Genomic DNA, 18,112 nt, shown 5'->3' with positions numbered 1-18,112 from the left:
GCAGCTCCACCAACCATAGCAACACCCCATGCCATCGCCCGCTCTGTTCACCAAAGTTCTTGTCGCCAATCGGGGGGAGATTGCGCTGCGCACCGTGCGCGGCCTTCATGACCTGGGCATCGCCAGCGTGGCCGTGTTTGCCGATGACGATGCGGCCAGCCCGCACGTGCAGGCCGCGGGCACCGCCGTCGCCCTGGGCGCCACCGGGCCCGCCGCGTACCTGGACGGCGCGCGCATCATCGCCATCGCGCAGGCGCAGGGCTGCGACGCCGTGCACCCCGGCTACGGCTTCCTGAGCGAACGCGCCGACTTCGCGCGCGCCTGCGCCGGGGCCGGCCTGCGTTTCATCGGTCCCACGCCCGCGCAGCTCGCGCTGTTCGGCGACAAGGCGCAGGCCCGCGCGCTGGCGCTGCAGCAGGGCGTGCCGCTCATGCCGGGCACCCAGGCGGCGGTGTCGCTGGAGGAGGCCCAGGCCTTCTTCGCGCAGCAGGGCGGCGCCGGCATCGTGATCAAGGCGATTGGCGGCGGCGGCGGGCGCGGCATGCGCGCCGTGCAGGCGCAGGACGACCTGCCCGCCGCCTACGCGCGCTGCCGCAGCGAGGCGCAGGCCGCGTTTGGCGTGGACGGCGTGTATGTGGAGCGGCTCATGTCCAACGCGCGCCACACCGAGGTGCAGGTGCTGGGCGACGGCCAGGACGTGGTCGCGCTGGGCGAGCGCGAGTGCACGCTGCAGCGGCGCTTTCAGAAGGTGGTGGAGATCGCGCCCAGCCCTTCGCTGCCCGCGCCGCTGCGTGAACGCATCATCGCCGCCGCGCTGGCCATGGCGCGCGCGGTGGCCTACGAGGGCCTGGGCACCTTCGAGTTCCTGGTGGACCTGGCCTCCAGCGACGTGCCCTTCGTGTTCATCGAATGCAACCCGCGCCTGCAGGTGGAGCACACCATCACCGAAGAGGTGACCGGCGTGGACCTGGTACAGGCGCAGATCGCGCTGGCGGCCGGCCGCAGGCTGCAAGACATCGGGCTCGACCCCGCCGCGCCGCCCGCCGTGCGCGGCTTTGCGGTGCAGTGGCGCATCAACGCCGAGACGCTGGACGCGCAGGGCGGTGCCACCCCCGGCAGCGGCACGCTCACCCGCTTCGACCTTCCCACCGGCCCCGGCGTGCGCGTGGACACGCACGGCGCAGCGGGCGCCACGCCCTCGCCGCACTACGACACGCTGCTGGCCAAGCTCATCGTGCACACGGGCGGCCCACGTTTTGCCGATGCGCTGCGCCGCTCGCAACGCGCGCTGGCCGAGTGCCGCATTGAGGGCGTGGCCACCAATCTGGCGCTGCTGCAGGCCCTGGCCGCGCGGCCCGAAATGGAAAGCCAGCAGGTGCATACGCGCTGGCTGGAGTCGGTGCTGCCAGAACTGCTGGTTGCTACCAAAAATATAGCTGCTGGTGCATGTGATTCGGGCGCTAGCGCTCAAGACCCCCAAAATCCGTCAGCGCCCGCACCCGAAGGCGCCGTGCTCGCTCCCATGCCCGCGCGCCTCGTGCAACTGAGCGTGTCCGAGGGCGACGTGGTGGCCGCGGGTGCTGAACTGGCCGTGCTCGAGTCCATGAAGATGGAGCACATGCTGCTGGCGCCGCATGCGGGCCGTGTGCGCGCGCTGCTCGCGGTGCCGGGCGGCTACCTCGTGCAGGGCCAGCCGCTGCTGGTGCTCGATGCCGTGGAGGGGGCGGACGCCGCCCAGGACGCACAGGGCGCGCAGCAGGACCTGGATGCCATTCGCCCCGACCTGCAGCGCGTGCGGGACCGCCACGCCTTCACGCTCGACGCCGCGCGGCCCGAGGCCATCGCCAGGCGCCACGCCCAGGGCGGGCGCACCGCGCGCGAGAACATCGCCGACCTGTGCGACGCGGACAGCTTCATCGAATACGGCACGCTGGCCATCGCCGCGCAGACGCGCCGCCGCAGCCTGGATGACCTCATCGCCAACACGCCCGCCGACGGCATGGTCACGGGCATCGGCGGCATCAACGGCGCGCTGTTCGGGCCCGAGAAGTCCCGCGCCGTGGTCATGTCCTACGACGCGACCGTGCTCGCGGGCACCCAGGGCGCGCGCAACCACGCCAAGACCGACCGCATGCTGGGCGTGGCGCTGGCGCAGAAGCTGCCCGTGGTGCTGTTCGCCGAAGGCGGCGGCGGCCGCCCGGGCGACACCGACATGCCCGTGGTGGCCGGCCTGCACGTGCACACCTTCGCCAGCTACGCCGCGCTCTCGGGCCAGGTGCCGGTGATCGGCATCGCGGCGGGGCGCTGCTTTGCGGGCAACGCGGCCCTGCTGGGCTGCAGCGACGTGATCATCGCCACGCGCGGCAGCAACATCGGCATGGGCGGCCCGGCCATGATCGAGGGCGGCGGCCTGGGCGTGTTCAAGCCCGAGCACATCGGCCCCAGCCGCGTGCAGCATGCCAACGGCGTGATCGACGTGCTGGTCGATGACGAAGCCGGGGCCGTGGCGGCCGCGCGGCACTACCTGTCGTTCTTCCAGGGACGCACCGGTGCCTGGACGGCGCCGGACGCACGGGCCCTGCGCTCCGTGGTGCCCGAGAACCGACTGCGCGTGTACGACACCCGCGCGGCGATGGGCGGCCTGGTGGACGACGGCAGCCTGCTGCCGCTGCGCACCGGCTTCGGCGCGGGCATCCACACGGCGCTGGCGCGCATCGAGGGCCGCCCCGTGGGCATCCTGGCCAACAACCCGCTGCACCTGGGCGGCGCCATCGACGCCGACGCGGCCGACAAGGGCGCGCGCTTCATGCAGCTGTGCAACGCGCACGGCCTGCCCATCGTGAGCCTGGTGGACACGCCCGGCTTCATGGTCGGCCCCGAGGTGGAGGCCACGGCCCAGGTGCGCCACGTGAGCCGCCTGTTCGTCACCGCCGCCAGCCTGCGCGTGCCGTATTTCAGCGTGGTGCTGCGCAAGGGCTACGGCCTGGGCGCCATGGGCATGACGGCCGGGGGCTTTCACGCGCCGGTGTTCACCGTGGCCTGGCCCACGGGCGAGTTCGGCGCCATGGGGCTCGAAGGCGCGGTGCGCCTGGGCTTCCGCAAGGAGCTGGAGGCCTTGCCCGAGGGCGCCGAGCGCGACGCGCTGTTCGCCAAGCTGCTGGCCAGGTCGTACGCCAACGGCGAGGCGCTGCACATGGCGACCACGCTGGAGATCGACGCGGTGATCGACCCGGCCGACACGCGCGCATGGCTGGCACGGGGCCTGGCATCGGCGCAGGTGGCGCCGCCCGGGCACCGGTTCGTGGACACCTGGTAGGGCAGCGCGCGGGCCGCGCGCTGCATGCTAAGCTGGCCCGCCTTGCCCGCCCCACGCCGGGGCGGCGCCCCTGTTTGACGGAGACTTTTCACCATGCCCGGACTGCTGCCCGATATCGATCCCGATGGTTTGCTCGAGTTTTCGGTGGTCTACACCGACCGCGCGCTCAACCACATGTCCAAGCGCTTCACCGGCGTGATGCAGGACATCCTGGCCACGCTCAAGGAGGTCTACCGCGCCCACACCGCCGTGCTGGTGCCCGGCAGCGGCACCTTCGGCATGGAGGCCGTGGCGCGCCAGTTCGCCAATCGCGAGAAGGTGCTCATCGTGCGCAACGGCTGGTTCAGCTACCGCTGGACGCAGATCTTCGACGCCGACAAGGGCCTGGGCGGCGGCTCCGTGGTGTGCAAGGCGCGCCCGCAGGGCAGCGGCCCGCAGGCGCCCTGGGCGCCGTGCCCGGCCGAGGAAGTGGCGGCCACCATCCGCGCCGAAAAGCCCAAGGTCGTGTTCGCGCCCCATGTGGAAACGGCCAGCGGCATCATCTTGAGCGACGACTACCTGCGCACCCTGACGGCCGCGGCCCACGAGGTGGGCGCGCTGTTCGTGCTCGACTGCGTGGCCTCGGGCGCGATGTGGGTGGACATGCAGGCCACCGGCGTGGACGTGCTGATCTCGGCCCCGCAAAAGGGCTGGAGCGGCTCGCCCTGCTGCGCCATGGTGATGCTCAGCGAGCGCGCGCGCCAGGCCATCGACGGCACCACGAGCAGCAGCTTCTCGTGCGACCTCAAGAAGTGGATGCAGATCGCCGAGGGCTACGAAAAGGGCCAGCACGCGTACCACACCACCATGCCCACCGACGCGCTGGTGCGCCTCTCCGAAGTGATGGCCGAGACGCGTGAATACGGTTTTGCCAAGGTGCGCGACGAGCAGATCGAGCTGGGCGCCAAGGTGCGCGCGCTGCTCGAGTCGCGCGGCTTCCCGAGCGTGGCGGCCGAGGGCTTCAAGGCCCCCGGCGTGGTGGTGAGCTACACCACCGACCCCGGCATCCAGAACGGCAAGAAGTTCATGGAGGTGGGTCTGCAGACCGCCGCCGGCGTGCCGCTGCAGTGCGACGAGGGGCCGGACTTCAAGACCTTCCGCATCGGCCTGTTCGGCCTGGAGAAGTGGCACAACGTGGACCGCACGGTGGGCCACCTGAGCACCGCGCTCGACCAGGTGGCCCCGCGCGGCTGAACCGGGCCGCCGCCCGTGTTTCGCGGGCCTCTTGAAAAAAGCCACCCGCGGGTGGCTTTTTTTCGTGGTGGCGGGCGCGGTGGCGGTGCCTGGGGGCTCGGCACGCACCGGGCGGCAAGTGCGCGCCGCGGACCGCCCGAGACCGCGGATGCACACGGCGCGGTGATTCGCTTGTGCAGAGAATCCCTAGGGGGCCTGGGTTTCGCGCTCGGCCTCTTCGGCCGCGTGGGCGCGCGCGATCGCCAGGATCACGTCGCGCGCGAGGCGCCGCTTGGGCACGGGCAGGCGCAGGTAGATGTCGAACAGCTCGCGGTCCTGGTAGCCCAGGCCCGCATGCCACTGCGCCTGCCGCTCCCGCACGCGCAGGGGCTCTGCATCGCCGTAGCCCAGCTGCTGCACCGGCACCTGCAGCCATTCGGCCAGGGTGGTGAGCTTCTTGTGGTCGGGCATGGTCTCGCCCAGCAGCCAGCGGCGCACGCCGTGCAGCGTCATGGGCTTGCCCCAGTGGCGGGTGTTGAACTCGCGCTCCAGCACCGCCGGCCTGGGTTCATAGCCTGCGTCCATCATCGCCTTGCGTAACCGGTCCGCAAACTGTCTTTTTGCATCCTGCATGCAGTCACACTAAAAAGGCGCGCAGGAGCCGCGGTGATTCTTGTATATAGTCACGCAATCAATTTGCTCGTTGGTTACGTAGCGGGTCTGCCCGCCAATTCAGGGGCAACGAGCGGCCTTGCAAGGAGGGTGGCGTGGCTGTCGAACACCGAAGGATGGAAACCTGGGAAGCCCGGCGGGAGCGGGTGGGCTGGTTTCCCGGTGCCTGCATGCGCGCGGCAGCCCTGCCGGGCGGGCGGCGGCCGCGCGGGTGGCCCGGCCGCCGGCCCATTGTGCGGGGTTCTGCATTGCGCCACAGTCACCCATGTACTTGCGTGGCGGTGACGTCCGCGGTGCGCGGGCTGCCGCACTGACAGGGGGCCGGGACGTGTGCAGCAGCGGCCCCCGCCACCCCCGCGAAGGATCGCTGCCGCCCTGCGCAGGGCGGGACCACCCCGTGGGGGGCTGCCCGCAGGACGGCGCCCGGCCGGTGGCGGCGGTGGCGGCAGTGGTGCCCGCCCCGCCCGTGGACGACCGTGAACGCCAGCGGCTCATCCTGACGCCCGCCCAGCGGCAGATGATCCTGGTGAACGTGCGGCGGTTGCGGGAGCTGCGGGAGGAGGAGCGCGCCGCGCGCGGCATCCTGGCCAGGGAGCCCGCGCCCCGCGAATGACAGTGGGTGCGCCTGGACGGCCGGGGCGCGAGTGGAGACGGGGCATGCGCCGGGGCCGGGCATGGTAGGGTGAATGCATCTTGAATCCCCCGCCCGCCCGCATGCTGCCTGTCCGATGCCATGACCCAGGAGTCCGAACCGCTGCCACAAGCCCTTGCCCTGCAACGTGCGAGGCGCCACGCCCTCGGGCTGCTGGTGCTGGTGTCGGCCGTGTTCGTGGCCACCAGCGTGGTGGAGCGCGGCCTGTGGCTGAACTGCCTGAAGGCCGTGGCCGAGGCCGCGATGGTGGGCGCGCTGGCCGACTGGTTCGCGGTGGTGGCGCTGTTTCGCCGCCCGCTGGGCCTGCCGATCCCGCACACGGCGGTCATCGCGCGCAACCAGGCGCGCATCGGCCGCAACCTGGCGGTCTTCGTGCGCGACAAGTTCCTGGACGTGCCCTCGCTGGTGGCACTGATCCGCCGGCACGACCCCGCCGAGCGGCTGGCGCAGTGGCTCACGGCACCCGGCAACGCCGCGCTCCTGGGCCACCAGGCCACCCGCCTGGCGTCGGCCGCGCTCGAGACGGTGCAGGACGCGCAGGTGGAGCGCTTTATCCAGAAGGCGGCGCGCGCATTGATCGGGCAGGTGGACATGTCGCGGGCCCTGGCGGCGGTGCTCGGCACCCTCACGCACAACGGCCGCCACCAGGCGCTGCTGGACGACGTGCTGGGCAAGCTCATCGAGCTGCTGCAGAACGAGCAGACCCGCGCTTGGGTGGCGCAGACCATCGTGGCCTGGCTCAAGAAGGACCACCCGCGCACCGAGAGGCTATTGCCCAGCGACTGGCTGGGCGACAAGGGCTCGGCCCTGCTGGCGCGCGCGCTGGAGAGCGTGATGGCCGATGTGGCCGCCAACCCGCAGCACGCCTTGCGCGCGCAGTTCGACGCGGCGGTGCAGCGCTTCATCGGGCGCCTGCGCGGCGACCCCGACTGGGCGCGCAAGGGCGAAGAGATCCGCGCCTGGCTGCAGACCGATGCCACGGTGGGTGGCTATGTGCAGGCGCTGTGGCAGGACCTGCGCGGGGCGCTGCAGCGCGATCTGTCCGACGCGGATTCGGTGCTGGCGCGGCAGGTGCGCAACCTGGGGCAGTGGCTGGGCCAGTCGCTGGCGGGGGATGCGGCGCTGCGGCAGTCGCTCAATGCGCGGCTGGAGGAGTGGGTGCGGGGCCTGGCGCCGGAGGTGTCGCAGTTCGTGGCGCAGCACATCGAGGACACGGTGCGGCGCTGGGACACCGAAGAGATGACGCGGCTGATCGAGCTGAACATCGGCAAGGACCTGCAGTACATCCGGATCAACGGGACGGTGGTGGGTGGGTTGATCGGGCTGGTGCTGTTTGCGGTGTCGCACGCGGGGGAGATTTGGCGGGCGGTGGTGGGTGGCTGAGCCTGCCGAAGCCAGGGCGCCACTCCATCCGTTCGGGCTGAGCTTGTCGAAGCCGGGGCGTACTGGTTGGCAAGCTTGCTGGTGTTGGGGGCGGAGGCCGGGAGTCGCCCGGCGTGCGAGTAACTTTCTTTTGCTTCGCCAAAAGAAAGTCACCAAAGAAAAGGCGACCCCCAGTCTGCGACCCCTGCGCTTCGCTACGGGGCAAACCTGCGGCGGGGCGGTTGCGGGGTGCGCCGTGGAACTCGCTTTGCGCTGGCGCGCGCCGCTCGGACAGCCACGGCGAGTCAGTTCACGAAGCACGCGCGCTCCGACGCGCGTGCCACCCCGCAACCGCCCCGCCGCAGGCGCAGCCAGCAGGGGTGGGGAGCCGAACATCCAGACAGCCGAACAGCCACACGGGCCATCGCGTTGCTCGGCCGCGGCGGGGCTGCGCTGCTAGCGTGCCGCCTCATCCGCCGCCATGTAGGCCGCGTGTTCTTCCTGCAGATGCTGCGCAATCTGCGCCCAGGCTTGCTTGGCCTCGGCGTCTTGTGCCCAGGCATAGCAACTGGCGATGTGCATGGCCGTCACCGCATGGTGCGGGTCGAGCGCAAAGGCCACTTCGCACTGCAGAGCCGCCTGGCGCCACATCGCCGTCGCATCCTCTGATCCTTCTTTCTGCAGCGCATGGGCCTCGGCCACAAATGCCTGCCCCAGGCGAAATGCGGCAGCGTGCTGCGAAGGGTCGGCGTCATGCGCTCGTTGAAACAACACGCCTGCCTCCCGCCACAGCGCCCGCGCTGCGGCAAAGTCTTGCGTCGCTACGGCCTGTGCCTGGGCGACGAGGGCGTTGCCGGATTGGAGGAGGGTGGTAGGAGAGTCGCAGATCATGGGGCTTGGAAAGAAGGATGTTGGGGATGTGGATTGCTGGGGTTTGTTTGCCGCCATCAACCACGAGTTGGCGGCGGACGCGAGAAAAACCGTCACAGAACGCCCGATTTGAATCGCAATCGATAACCACCGAGTTGCCGTAAAACGGGTTGCGTTGCTGACGTCGACGTTTTAAATGTGAAGCGGCCAATAGCCCGCACAGATGAGTGCTGAATGTCTTCTCGATGGAAGGCTAAGCTGCTGCCGCAAAGATAAACCCCGTCCCCAAAAAACCAAGAAAGCACAGTGCCTGTAAGAATGCTGCAGCTCCTTGTACGTAGAGACTTCTCATTTGAGAGATGTAGCCGATCTGTGGATTGCCAGCATGTTTTTTCAAGTAACGCTGCGCGATGCAGCGAACCCATCTCGGGAATGGTTGCAAGAATTCTTCGAGAACTCGCTCAATGCGAATGCCCGACTGCAGATCAATTCCCCAAAATGCGGCCCCCTTCTGAATTCTCTCTTCCTCAGCCTGGTATTTGGCTAAGTGCTCGCTAAAGGTCTTGCGCACTGCATTGCCCGTTTCGACGCCGATCTTGCAGCGCACGGCAAACACCTTTGAGAACAGACCGAAGATGCAGGAGACGCACAGGAACACACCACATGTGACGAACCCAGCCCTCGAGATAAAAGGCATGAGTGTCTCCGCATTGGCGATCAGAAAGGACGCGACAGCAGCGGTCGCGACGAGTAGCCAAGTGCTGAATGTCTCGACCGGCTCACTGGCCGTGAGCGCGGCTTCAAGCATCGAGGAAACGACGGCGTTTTCCGTATTTTCACGCGCCAGGCTATTCCATTCGCGGAGAGCTTCGGTTCGGGAGTCATCTGTCATGGTCGACCTAGAGTAACGTGGGCCGCAGTATTTGGGCGGTGGGGGTGCTTTGGGCAATCTTCCCAGAATTGAACTGGGGGGCGTCCTCTTCTTGTTCAGAAATCGGCTGTGCTTGTTTCAGCCTTCAAAACCTCGGCAAATCCGGATGCTTGATCGCCCCCCCGCGCACCAGCATCTTCCCGTACTCCGCACACCGGTTCAGCGTGGGAATCACCTTCCCCGGGTTCAACAGCCCCGCCGGGTCGAACGCGTGCTTGAGCCCGAACATCTGCGCGTTCTCCTCGGCCGTGAACTGCACGCACATGCTGTTGAGCTTCTCCACGCCCACGCCATGCTCGCCCGTCACCGTGCCGCCCATGGCCACGCTGGTCTCCAGGATGTCCGCGCCAAACAGTTCGCAGCGGTGCAGCTGGTCGGCATCGTTCGCATCGAACAGGATCAGCGGGTGCAGGTTGCCGTCGCCCGCGTGGAACACGTTGGCGCAGCGCAGCTGGTATTTCTTTTCCATCTCCTGGATGGCGAGCAGGATGTCCGCCAGGCGCTTGCGCGGGATGGTCGAGTCCATGCACATGTAGTCGGGGCTGATGCGGCCGCTGGCGGGGAAGGCGTTCTTGCGGCCGCTCCAGAAGCGCAGGCGTTCGGCCTCGTCCTGGCTGACCGAGATGGCGGTGGCACCCGCCGCGCGCAGCACGTCGCTCATGCGGCCGATTTCTTCTTCCACCTCTTCCGGCGTGCCGTCGCTTTCGCACAGCAGGATGGCTTCGGCCGTGAGGTCGTAGCCTGCGTGCACAAAGTCTTCCACGGCGGCGGTCATGGGCTTGTCCATCATCTCCAGGCCGGCGGGGATGATGCCGGCGGCGATCACGGCCGCCACGGCGTCGCCCGCTTTGCGCACGTCGTCGAAGCTGGCCATGATGCAGCGCGCCAGCATGGGCTTGGGGATGATGCGCACCGTCACCTCGGTGATCACCGCGAGCATGCCTTCGCTGCCGATCACGGCGGCCAGCAGGTCGTAGCCAGGGGTGTCCAGCGCATCGCTGCCGAACTCCACCGGCTCGCCTTCCACCGTGAAGCCCTTCACCTTGAGCACGTTGTGCACCGTGAGGCCGTATTTCAGGCAGTGCACGCCGCCCGAGTTCTCTGCCACGTTGCCGCCGATGGTGCAGGCGATCTGGCTGCTGGGGTCGGGCGCGTAGTACAGGCCGTAGGGCGCGGCGGCCTCGCTGATGGCCAGGTTGCGCACGCCGCACTGCACCACGGCCGTGCGGCTCACCGGGTCGAGGTCGAGGATGCGGTTGAACTTGGCGAGCGAGAGCGTGACGCCCAGGGCATGCGGCATGGCGCCGCCCGACAGGCCCGTGCCCGCGCCGCGCGCCACCACGGGCACCTGCAGGTGGTGGCAGGCCTTGAGCACGGCCTGCACCTGCTCGTATGTTTCGGGCAGGCACACCACCAGCGGGCGCTGGCGGTAGGCGGTGAGGCCGTCGCATTCGTAGGGGGTGGTGTCTTCGGCGTGCCACAGCAGCGCGTGCGCGGGCACCACGCGGCTCAGGGCCTGGACAACCTCGGCCTGGCGTGCGGCGCGTTCGGACAGGGCTGTGGTGGGTTCGGCGGCAGTGTTCATGGCCGCCACTGTAGAGGAAGCCCGCGCGCGGGAGCGTGAGTTTTCTTGCAGCGGTCTGTGAAATGGCCTGGGTGTGGCCGTTTGCTATCAATCAATGAGCGGCTGGCGCATGTGGGCAAAGCGCTGGAGGCTCCTTTGTCTTGAATTGGGCCGGTGGGCGGCCCGCAGCCCCCCCTCCTCTTCCTCCTCCTCCTCACACTGGCCCGGGGCTCACCGGGCGTTGGCTGCCTTCCAGAAGCCACAGGCGTTTGCTGGCGCGCGTCATGGCGACATACAGCATGTTGCGTTCGCGATAGGCCTCCTGCCGGGCGGCACTGCGCGGAAAGCGCCCGCGCTCCACCAGGGGCACGGCCACATGGTCGTATTCATGCCCCTTGCAGCGCTCCACCGTCAGCAGCTGCAGGCTGGAGGCTTCCTGCTGGGTGTGCTGGTGGATGCTGGCCTGCACCATGAGCGTGAGCCGGCCCAGGAACTCGTCCACGGACAAGCCGGCGCAGATGCGGGCCAGCGCCGCCAGGCTGTCCCTGCAGTAGCGCAGCTCCTGCGGGCTGATGGGCGCCTGCGCGAAGAAGCGGTGCACCAGCGGGTGCGCGCACAGCTGCCCGGCGTCGGCGCAGGCCTCGGGGGGCAAGGCCAGCAACTGTTCGCACACGGGGGACGCCACCGGGGCCTGGGGGTTGAAGCTGGCGCGCACCAGGAACCGGCGCACCAGGTCCTGCCTGCCGATGAGTTCCGCCGCCACGGCGCGGGTGTCCATTTCGACGGGGGAGTCCTCCACCAGCGCTTGCATGTCGAACGCGCCGTTGGCCAGCACGTCCTGGTCCGGCTGGCTGCCGCGCCGCACGTAGCGCAGCAGGCCTTCCATGGCGCTGCTCAGAATGCCCTGCGTGAGCCGCACGCCAGTGCCGCAGCCCTGCATGGCCCCCATGATGGCCAGCACCAGGGCGATCTCGCGGCGCTGGTAGAAGCGCTTCAGCCCCAAGCAGGCGTAGTGCACGCCTTCGTGGGCGAACATCCATTCCAGCAGGATGGAGTCTTCCGGCGACCGCAGCACCACGTTCAGGCAAGGAGGGGGCGTGGTGCCGCCGGGCGCGGGGGGCTGCTGGTGCAGCACGGCGTCGTGGATCGCCAGCAGTTGCCGGGCGCAATCCTCGTCGTCGGTGTAGCTGCGCCGCTCGAACGCGGAGGGCTTGGTGGGGTAGTGCGCGGCAAATTCCACGCCGAACAGGGGGTTCAGCCCCTGGCAGATGGCGTTGCCGAAGCGGTAGGTGGTGTTGAGGGCGACCACCTGGGTGTCCGCGGGCAGCTCCTGCCGGATGCGGGCCAGGCTGTCGCCGAAGACGGAGAACGCGCCGGGCAGGATGTGCTGGTTGAAGTCTCCCGCGCCGACGAACAGACCGTTGCCGCCCTGCACCAGATGCCGCAGCACCAGCATGGCGGCTTCGTCCAGGTCCTGCAGCTCATCGAACAGCACCGCATCGAAGCGCCCCTGCAGCGGCGCGAAGGCATCGCCGAAATCCAGCTCCCCGAGCTGCGTGGCCACTTCATACGTGCAGTCGCCCGGTGCGTAGAAATGCGGCTCGTGGTTCAGCCCCCGGCGCAGGCGTTCGTACTTCGCCAGCAGCTGGTAGAGCCCGTAGTCGAGCTGGTGCTCGCGGCAGTAGGGCAGGGCGCCGAGGTCCGAGCGGTCCATGTCGCGCAGCAGCAGTTGCTGCTTGGCCCGGGCCTCGAAGTCGGCGAAGGCCTGCACGTCCAGTTCACGCGACAGGAAGTCGCCGGCCTCGGGCGCCCTGTCCAGCGCCGGGTCCTGGAGCAGCGCGGTGTGGGCCTGGCGGACCAGCAGGTTCTTTTGCAGGGGCTCGGTGACACGCACCAGCTCGTCGCCCTGTTCCTTGAGCACGGTGGCGCACAGCTGCTCCACGGTCATGATCTGCACCTGGCGCGGAATGGCCGGAACGAGCTTTTCCAGGCGCTGCGCAATGGCGGCCAGCCCGGCCTCCGAATACGCGAGCATCAGGATGCGGCTTGCGCCCTGGGTGCGCAGGAGGTCGGCGGCCTTGATGGCCAGGGTGGTGGTCTTGCCCGTGCCCGCGAGCGCGTTGACCAGCACCGCGCTCGCCGTGGCGTTGAGCACCGCGTTCTGCTCCAGCGTGGGGTATCTCTTCTTGAAGTGGGTGTCTTGTGGCACGGCGTGGTGAGATGGTGGAGAGGTCAAGAGACAGGACAGGCGAGAGGCGCGTGCCGGGTGACGGCGTCAGGCGGGCTGCGTGAATCTGGGACCCTGCGCGCCACAGGGGAGGGCGGGGTGGATCCGGTGTGCTATAAAATGTATAGCTATTGACGCTTTGTAGGTAAGCGCTGGAGGCCAGAATGGCCTTGAATGCGGCGAGGGCTCAGGCCATGGTCTTGCGCAGCCACTCGGCGAACGCCGCGCACTCCCAGCGGTCCATGGTGCCCGTGCGCCAGCACAGGTAGTGTGCGTGGGGGCTGGTCGTATCGGTGTCGAACAGGCGCACCAGCGTGCCGTTCTCCAGCCACGGGGCCCCGAGCTTCAGGCGCACCAGCGCCACGCCCATGCCGGCGGCGGCGCCGTCGCACATCAGGCCGATGTCGTTGAACTGCGAGCCCTCGCTGGGCTCGGCCCAGTCCAGGCCCGTGGCGGCAAACCAGGTGCGCCAGGGCTCCAGCGGGCTGCGCAGCAGGGGCACGCCCTCCAGGTCCTCCGGCCGGTCGAACGGGCCGTGTTCGCGCACGAACGCGGGCGAGGCCAGGGGCGTGACCACGTCGCGGGCCAGCTCTACATGCTCCACGTCGGCGTAGTGGCCGGGGCCAAAGCGCACCATCAGGTCGGCGTCCTCGGCCACCACGTCCAGCAGCGGGATGGACACCTGCAGCGCCAGGTCGATCTCGGGGTAGGCCTCGGTGAACTGGCGCAGGCGCGGAATGAGGATGGTGCGCGCGAACGTGGGTGTCACGGCCAGCTTGAGCCGCCGGCGCCCGGGCGCCGCAGCGGCCCCCGGAAACCGCTGCAGCGCGCCCAGGCCCTCGCGCACGTGGGCCAGGTAGGCGCTGCCCTCGGTGGTCAGCGAAAAATCGGCCCGCCCGAACAGCCGCACGCCCAGGATCTGTTCGAGCTGCTTGACCCGGTGGCTCACCGCGCTGGGCGTCACGCACAGCTCGTCCGCCGTCTGCGTCACGCTGCGCAGGCGGGCCAGGGCTTCAAACGTCAGCAGGCACTGTATCGGCGGGATGCGCCGTGCCGCGCTGCTGAGGAAGGAGGACGGAGCTGCCGTGGCCATGGGGCAGAACGGGCTAGCGGAAAACCACGGTCTTGTGGCCGTTGAGCAGCACGCGGTGCTCGCTGTGCCACTTCACGGCGCGGGCCAGCACCTGGCTTTCGGTGTCGCGGCCCCGGGCCGTGAGGTCTTCCACCGTGTCGGTGTGGTCGGCGCGGGCCACGTCCTGCTCGATGATCGGGCCTTCGTCCAGGTCGGCCGTCACGTAGTGCGCGGTGGCGCCGATGAGCTTCACGCCCCGGTCGTGCGCCTGGTAATAGGGCTTGGCGCCCTTGAAGCTGGGCAGGAAGCTGTGGTGGATGTTGATCGCCCGTCCGGCCAAAGCTTGACACAGATCAAGAGAAAGAACCTGCATGTAGCGCGCCAGCACCACCAGCTCGGCCCCTTCGGCCTCGATAATCTCCAACTGTTTCGCTTCGGCCTGCGGCTTGCTGGCGGCAGTCACCGGGATGTGGTGGAACGGCACGTTGTAGCTGGCCGCGAGCTGGTAGAAGTCGCGGTGGTTGCTGACAATGGCGCGGATGTCGATGGGCAGCAGGCCGCTTTTCCAGCGGAACAGCAGGTCATTGAGGCAATGGCCTTCCTTGCTGACCATGAGCACCGTCTTCATGGGGGCGGCCGTGGCGTGCAGGCTCCAGCGCATGGTGTGGGGCTCCGCGAAGCTGGCCAGGCGGGTCTTGAGCGTGGCGTGGTCATGCTGGTCGCAGGCGAACTGCACCCGCATGAAGAACAGGCCGGTGGCGTGGTCGTTGTACTGGGCGGCTTCTTCGATGTTGCCGCCGTGCTCCAGCAGAAAGCCGGAGACTGCGTGCACCAGCCCGAGGCGGTCGGGGCAGGACAGAGTAAGGATGTAGGCGTTGGTCGTCATAGCTGCCCAATTGTCGCAGCATGGCTACAGGCGCCCAAGGAACGAGGGAATCGATGGTCAATCCGGGCGATGCCCCGCGTCTTGCCCCCTGGCGGGGGATGCTGCTGTACCTGGTGCTCGGGGTGGCCTGGGTGTTCGCGGGCGACGCGCTGCTGGCCCGCTGGGTGACCGACCCGGCCCAGCTCACGCACTGGCAGACCTGGAAAGGCTGGGGCTATGTGCTGGCCACCAGCGTGCTCGCCTGGTGCATGCTGCGGCGCATGCGCTACGCCGAGAAGGTGCGCTGGGCCATGGCCCGGGAGCTGGCCCAGGTGGTGCGCCATGCACCCGCGGGCTTCGCGCGCGTGGCGCCGGACGGCCGCTTCCTCTGGGCCAATGAGCGGCTGTGCGAGCTGCTGGGCGTGTCCCTGGCGCAGGTGCGCCACCTCAATTTCCACGATGTGATGCAGTCCCCCGACCCCGAGGGGGCCACCGCCCAGCTGGTGCGCCTGCTGGCGGGAGAGATCGACCACTGCGTGGACGAGCGCGAGTGCCGGCGGCCCGGCGGGACGCGCGGGGTGCCGGTGCTGTGCACCGTGACGCAGATCCCCGAAGCGGGCGACGAGCCCGCCCACCTGGTCTGCGTGGTGCAGGACCTGGACGAGATCAAGGCCGCGCGCGCCGCGCTGCAGACCAGCGAGGCCCGCCAGCGGCTGGCCGCCACGGTGGTGGACAACACCATCGAGGGCGTGGTGGTCACCGATGCGCACAGCCGCATCCTGTCCGCCAACGCGGCCGTGACACGGCTCCTGGGCTATACCGAGGAGGAACTGCTGGGCAAGACGCCGCGCGTGTTCAAGTCCGGCCGGCACGACAAGGCGTTCTACGAGGCCCTGTGGAGCACGCTGCGGCGCACGGGCCACTGGCAGGGCGAGATCTGGAACCGGCGCAAGAGCGGCGAGGTCTTCCCCGAGCACATGTCGCTGTCGGCCGTGCGCGACCCGGCGGGCGAGGTCACGCACTACGTGTGCATGTTCACCGACATCTCCGAGGAGAAGGCGCACCAGCGGCAGCTGGAATTCCTGGCGCACAACGACGCGCTCACGGGGCTGTCCAACCGCGCCTGGTTCGGCCACCAGCTGGAGCAGGTGGTGCAGGAGGCGCGCGCCAGCGGCGAGCACATCGCCGTGCTGCTGCTCAACCTGGACCGTTTCAAGGACGTGAACGACAGCTACGGCCACACCACGGGCGACGAGGTGCTCAAGCACATCGCGCGGCAGGTGCAGTCGGCCCTGCGGCCCGGCGACGTGCTGGGGCGGCTGGCCGGCGACGAGCTGGCCGTGGTGGCGCGCCACCTGCGCCATGCGGATGGCGCTGCGGCCGTGGCGCGCCACCTCATCACCGCCGTGGCCGAGCCCTGGCGCTCGCCCGACGGCTTCGAGGTGGTGGCCGGCGTGAGCGTGGGCATCTGCATGTTCCCCGAACACGCCGCCACCACCGAACTGCTGCTGCAGGGCGCGCACGCTGCGGTGTACGGCGCCAAGGCCCGGGGCCGGGGCGCGTGGTGCTTCTTCCACGAAGCCATGACCCAGGCCGCGCGCGAGCGGCTCGCGCTCGAATCGCGCCTGCGCCTGGCGCTGGCCCAGGGCCATCTGCAGATGCACTACCAGCCGCAGGTGGACATCGCCAGCGGGCGCATCCTGGGGGCCGAGGCGCTGGTGCGCTGGAACGACCCCGAGGAGGGGCTGATCTCGCCCGCGCGCTTCATCCCCGTGGCCGAGACCTCGGGCGTGATCGGCCCGCTGGGCGAATGGGTGCTGCGCGAGGTCTGCCGCCAGGGCCAGCAGTGGCGCGCCGAGGGCCTGCCCGACCTGACGCTGGCCGTCAACGTATCGCCCCGCCAGTTCCACCTGACCGACCTGGCGGGGTGCACCTCGGCGGCGCTGGCCGACTCGGGCTTTCCCAGCGAATTGCTGGAGCTGGAGATCACCGAGTCCGCGCTGGCCGAGCGCACCGAGGAGGCGCGCCAGGTGCTGATGCGGCTGCGCAGCGTGGGCGTGCGGATCGCGGTGGACGACTTCGGCACGGGGTACTCATCGCTCGCGCAGCTCAAGCGCTTTCCCATCGACGTGCTCAAGATCGACCAGGGTTTCATCCGCGACATCCCCCAAAGCGCGGACGACATGGCCATCAGCGCGGCCATCATCGCCATGGGGCACAGCATGGGGCTGTCGGTGCTGGCCGAGGGGGTGGAGGACGAGGGCCAGCTGGCCTTCCTGAAGGCGCGCGGATGCGACGCCTACCAGGGCTACCTGTGCAGCCGCCCGCTGCCCGCCGACGGGTTCGCCGCGTTGCTGCGGGAGCGTGGCGAGCCGCGCTGAACGCTCGCCCCGCCGCCGCCCGCGCACCCGGCGCGCGCCGCGCGGGCCGGCCGCCGTCAGCCGCCCGTGCGCGCGCCCTGGCCCCATTGCTGGCGCAGTTCCGCGCAATGGTCTCGGGGCGGCGGGGCGGGGGTCTCGATCACCGCATCTGCTTCGTTTTTGATAGCTTCCTGCGCTTTGCCTGCTTGCGCCAGGGCCACCTTTGACCTGAGATCCGAGGGCCAGTGCGTGGGCACGCCCAGGCTGCGCAGCACATGGCCGCCGCCGGCCACCAGCAGCACGGTCTGGCCGGGCCGCAGGGCCTCCCGCGCGGTGCGGGCCATGCTGGCGTCGCGCGCGATCTGGATGCGGGCCATGGGGGCGATCTGCGCCTCGGGCAGCAGGCCGCAGTGGCCCTCGCGCAGCGCCTCGTGCTGGCGCTGCAGCGCGGCGGCGGGCAGGTGCCGGTCCCACGCGGATTCGCCCATCGCCGCGCGCATATCCGCGCGCGGCAGGTTGCCGCCCAGCACCGGCACGCCGGCGGCCACGGCGGCCATCACCACGGGGCCATAGGCCTGCCAGGGCCAGGCGGCGTCCTTCCATTGCAGGGCGGCCTGCACCTGGTCCGGGGTGGCGTCACGGGGCAGGCCGGTGGTGCCGTTCCCGCGCTCGGCCATCTCCAGCACCAGGGCCGCCAGCTGTCCGCGCGCCGCCAGCCACTGCACGGCCTCGCGCTGCAGGCGCTGGTGCTCGGGGGCATCGTGTTTTTCGCCCAGCAGCAGCACGTCGGCGGGCAGCAGGGCCTCAAGGCGCGCGGGCCAGGCGGCGGGCGACACAGGGGCGCTGGATTCAGGGCTGGCGCAGGCGCTCAGCGCCGCCGCCGTGGCGGCGGCCCACGCCAGCGTACAAGCCCGCCAGCGGCCACGGGCCGGGGCCGAAGACGGTGCAAAGGTGCTCGGGTGCTGTGTGTGCATGGGGCGATGCTACGCGGCCGCGACTTGACGCAGGT

At 69.6% G+C, this 18,112-nt stretch carries 13 protein-coding genes; 5 read left to right on the top strand and 8 right to left on the bottom strand.

The features are described 5' to 3' along the window. The first annotated feature begins 28 nt into the window (after positions 1-28). Entirely contained in the window at positions 29-3,316 is a 3,288-nt protein-coding gene (locus tag KW843_RS22195; protein ID WP_370628531.1) for a carboxyl transferase domain-containing protein, read from the top strand. Positions 3,317-3,409: 93 nt separating this feature from the next. Next, positions 3,410-4,549, top strand: a complete 1,140-nt coding sequence (locus tag KW843_RS22190; protein ID WP_218297324.1) for an aminotransferase class V-fold PLP-dependent enzyme — start codon at positions 3,410-3,412, stop codon at positions 4,547-4,549. Positions 4,550-4,735: 186 nt separating this feature from the next. On the opposite strand, the gene KW843_RS22185 is transcribed toward KW843_RS22190, so the two are convergent. Beyond that, positions 4,736-5,161 (bottom strand): XRE family transcriptional regulator, encoded by a 426-nt coding sequence (locus tag KW843_RS22185; RefSeq protein ID WP_218297323.1) that lies wholly within the window; start codon positions 5,159-5,161, stop codon positions 4,736-4,738. A 304-nt stretch (positions 5,162-5,465) separates the two neighbouring features. On the opposite strand from KW843_RS22185, the gene KW843_RS22180 reads away from it, so the two are divergent. Together KW843_RS22180 and KW843_RS22175 are read left to right on the top strand one after the other, a co-directional pair. Next, the gene (locus KW843_RS22180) at positions 5,466-5,813 is read left to right on the top strand and encodes a hypothetical protein (RefSeq protein WP_218297322.1); all 348 of its coding nucleotides are present in this window, start codon (positions 5,466-5,468) and stop codon (positions 5,811-5,813) included. A gap of 120 nt (positions 5,814-5,933) precedes the next feature. Beyond that, positions 5,934-7,235 (top strand): DUF445 domain-containing protein, encoded by a 1,302-nt coding sequence (locus tag KW843_RS22175; protein WP_218297321.1) that lies wholly within the window; start codon positions 5,934-5,936, stop codon positions 7,233-7,235. A 435-nt stretch (positions 7,236-7,670) separates the two neighbouring features. On the opposite strand, the gene KW843_RS22170 is transcribed toward KW843_RS22175, so the two are convergent. The 6 genes from KW843_RS22170 to purU form a co-directional block, all read right to left on the bottom strand. Then, entirely contained in the window at positions 7,671-7,988 is a 318-nt protein-coding gene (locus KW843_RS22170) for a hypothetical protein (protein ID WP_255594874.1), read from the bottom strand. Positions 7,989-8,337: 349 nt separating this feature from the next. After that, on the bottom strand, positions 8,338-8,976 hold the full coding sequence (locus KW843_RS22165; RefSeq protein WP_218297319.1) for a hypothetical protein: 639 nt from the start codon (positions 8,974-8,976) through the stop codon (positions 8,338-8,340). A 124-nt stretch (positions 8,977-9,100) separates the two neighbouring features. Next, the gene (locus KW843_RS22160; RefSeq protein WP_218297318.1) at positions 9,101-10,600 is read right to left on the bottom strand and encodes an FAD-linked oxidase C-terminal domain-containing protein; all 1,500 of its coding nucleotides are present in this window, start codon (positions 10,598-10,600) and stop codon (positions 9,101-9,103) included. A 193-nt stretch (positions 10,601-10,793) separates the two neighbouring features. Beyond that, positions 10,794-12,788, bottom strand: a complete 1,995-nt coding sequence (locus tag KW843_RS22155) for an ATP-dependent helicase (protein ID WP_218297317.1) — start codon at positions 12,786-12,788, stop codon at positions 10,794-10,796. Positions 12,789-12,993: 205 nt separating this feature from the next. Further along, entirely contained in the window at positions 12,994-13,899 is a 906-nt protein-coding gene (locus KW843_RS22150) for a LysR substrate-binding domain-containing protein (RefSeq protein WP_218297316.1), read from the bottom strand. A 13-nt stretch (positions 13,900-13,912) separates the two neighbouring features. Beyond that, positions 13,913-14,764: a formyltetrahydrofolate deformylase gene (gene purU, locus KW843_RS22145; protein ID WP_218297315.1), complete on the bottom strand. Its 852-nt coding sequence runs from the start codon at positions 14,762-14,764 to the stop codon at positions 13,913-13,915. A 53-nt stretch (positions 14,765-14,817) separates the two neighbouring features. Here purU and KW843_RS22140 point away from each other — a divergent pair, with 53 nt between their 5' ends. Then, complete coding sequence (locus tag KW843_RS22140) at positions 14,818-17,124, top strand: bifunctional diguanylate cyclase/phosphodiesterase (protein WP_218297314.1); 2,307 nt, start codon at positions 14,818-14,820, stop codon at positions 17,122-17,124. 56 nt (positions 17,125-17,180) lie between these two features. Here KW843_RS22140 and KW843_RS22135 read toward each other — a convergent pair whose 3' ends face one another. After that, positions 17,181-18,077, bottom strand: coding sequence for a ChaN family lipoprotein (locus KW843_RS22135; protein ID WP_218297313.1), 897 nt, complete (start codon positions 18,075-18,077; stop codon positions 17,181-17,183). Positions 18,078-18,112: the final 35 nt, after the last annotated feature.

This window comes from Acidovorax sp. sif1233, from assembly GCF_019218755.1.
Lineage (GTDB): Bacteria > Pseudomonadota > Gammaproteobacteria > Burkholderiales > Burkholderiaceae_C > Acidovorax.
Note: the sequence above shows the minus strand (reverse complement) of the source record. Positions and strands in the feature narration are given on the sequence as shown.

What these genes read in the sequence shown, in the direction of transcription:
- KW843_RS22135 (WP_218297313.1), bottom strand. Translation starts at nt 18,077, where the DNA reads ATGCACACACAGCACCCGAGCACCTTTGCACCGTCTTCGGCCCCGGCC.
- KW843_RS22195 (WP_370628531.1), top strand. Translation starts at nt 29, where the DNA reads ATGCCATCGCCCGCTCTGTTCACCAAAGTTCTTGTCGCCAATCGGGGG.
- KW843_RS22150 (WP_218297316.1), bottom strand. Translation starts at nt 13,899, where the DNA reads ATGGCCACGGCAGCTCCGTCCTCCTTCCTCAGCAGCGCGGCACGGCGC.
- KW843_RS22175 (WP_218297321.1), top strand. Translation starts at nt 5,934, where the DNA reads ATGACCCAGGAGTCCGAACCGCTGCCACAAGCCCTTGCCCTGCAACGT.
- KW843_RS22180 (WP_218297322.1), top strand. Translation starts at nt 5,466, where the DNA reads ATGTACTTGCGTGGCGGTGACGTCCGCGGTGCGCGGGCTGCCGCACTG.
- KW843_RS22165 (WP_218297319.1), bottom strand. Translation starts at nt 8,976, where the DNA reads ATGACAGATGACTCCCGAACCGAAGCTCTCCGCGAATGGAATAGCCTG.
- KW843_RS22185 (WP_218297323.1), bottom strand. Translation starts at nt 5,161, where the DNA reads ATGCAGGATGCAAAAAGACAGTTTGCGGACCGGTTACGCAAGGCGATG.
- KW843_RS22160 (WP_218297318.1), bottom strand. Translation starts at nt 10,600, where the DNA reads ATGAACACTGCCGCCGAACCCACCACAGCCCTGTCCGAACGCGCCGCA.
- purU (WP_218297315.1), bottom strand. Translation starts at nt 14,764, where the DNA reads ATGACGACCAACGCCTACATCCTTACTCTGTCCTGCCCCGACCGCCTC.
- KW843_RS22190 (WP_218297324.1), top strand. Translation starts at nt 3,410, where the DNA reads ATGCCCGGACTGCTGCCCGATATCGATCCCGATGGTTTGCTCGAGTTT.
- KW843_RS22140 (WP_218297314.1), top strand. Translation starts at nt 14,818, where the DNA reads ATGGTCAATCCGGGCGATGCCCCGCGTCTTGCCCCCTGGCGGGGGATG.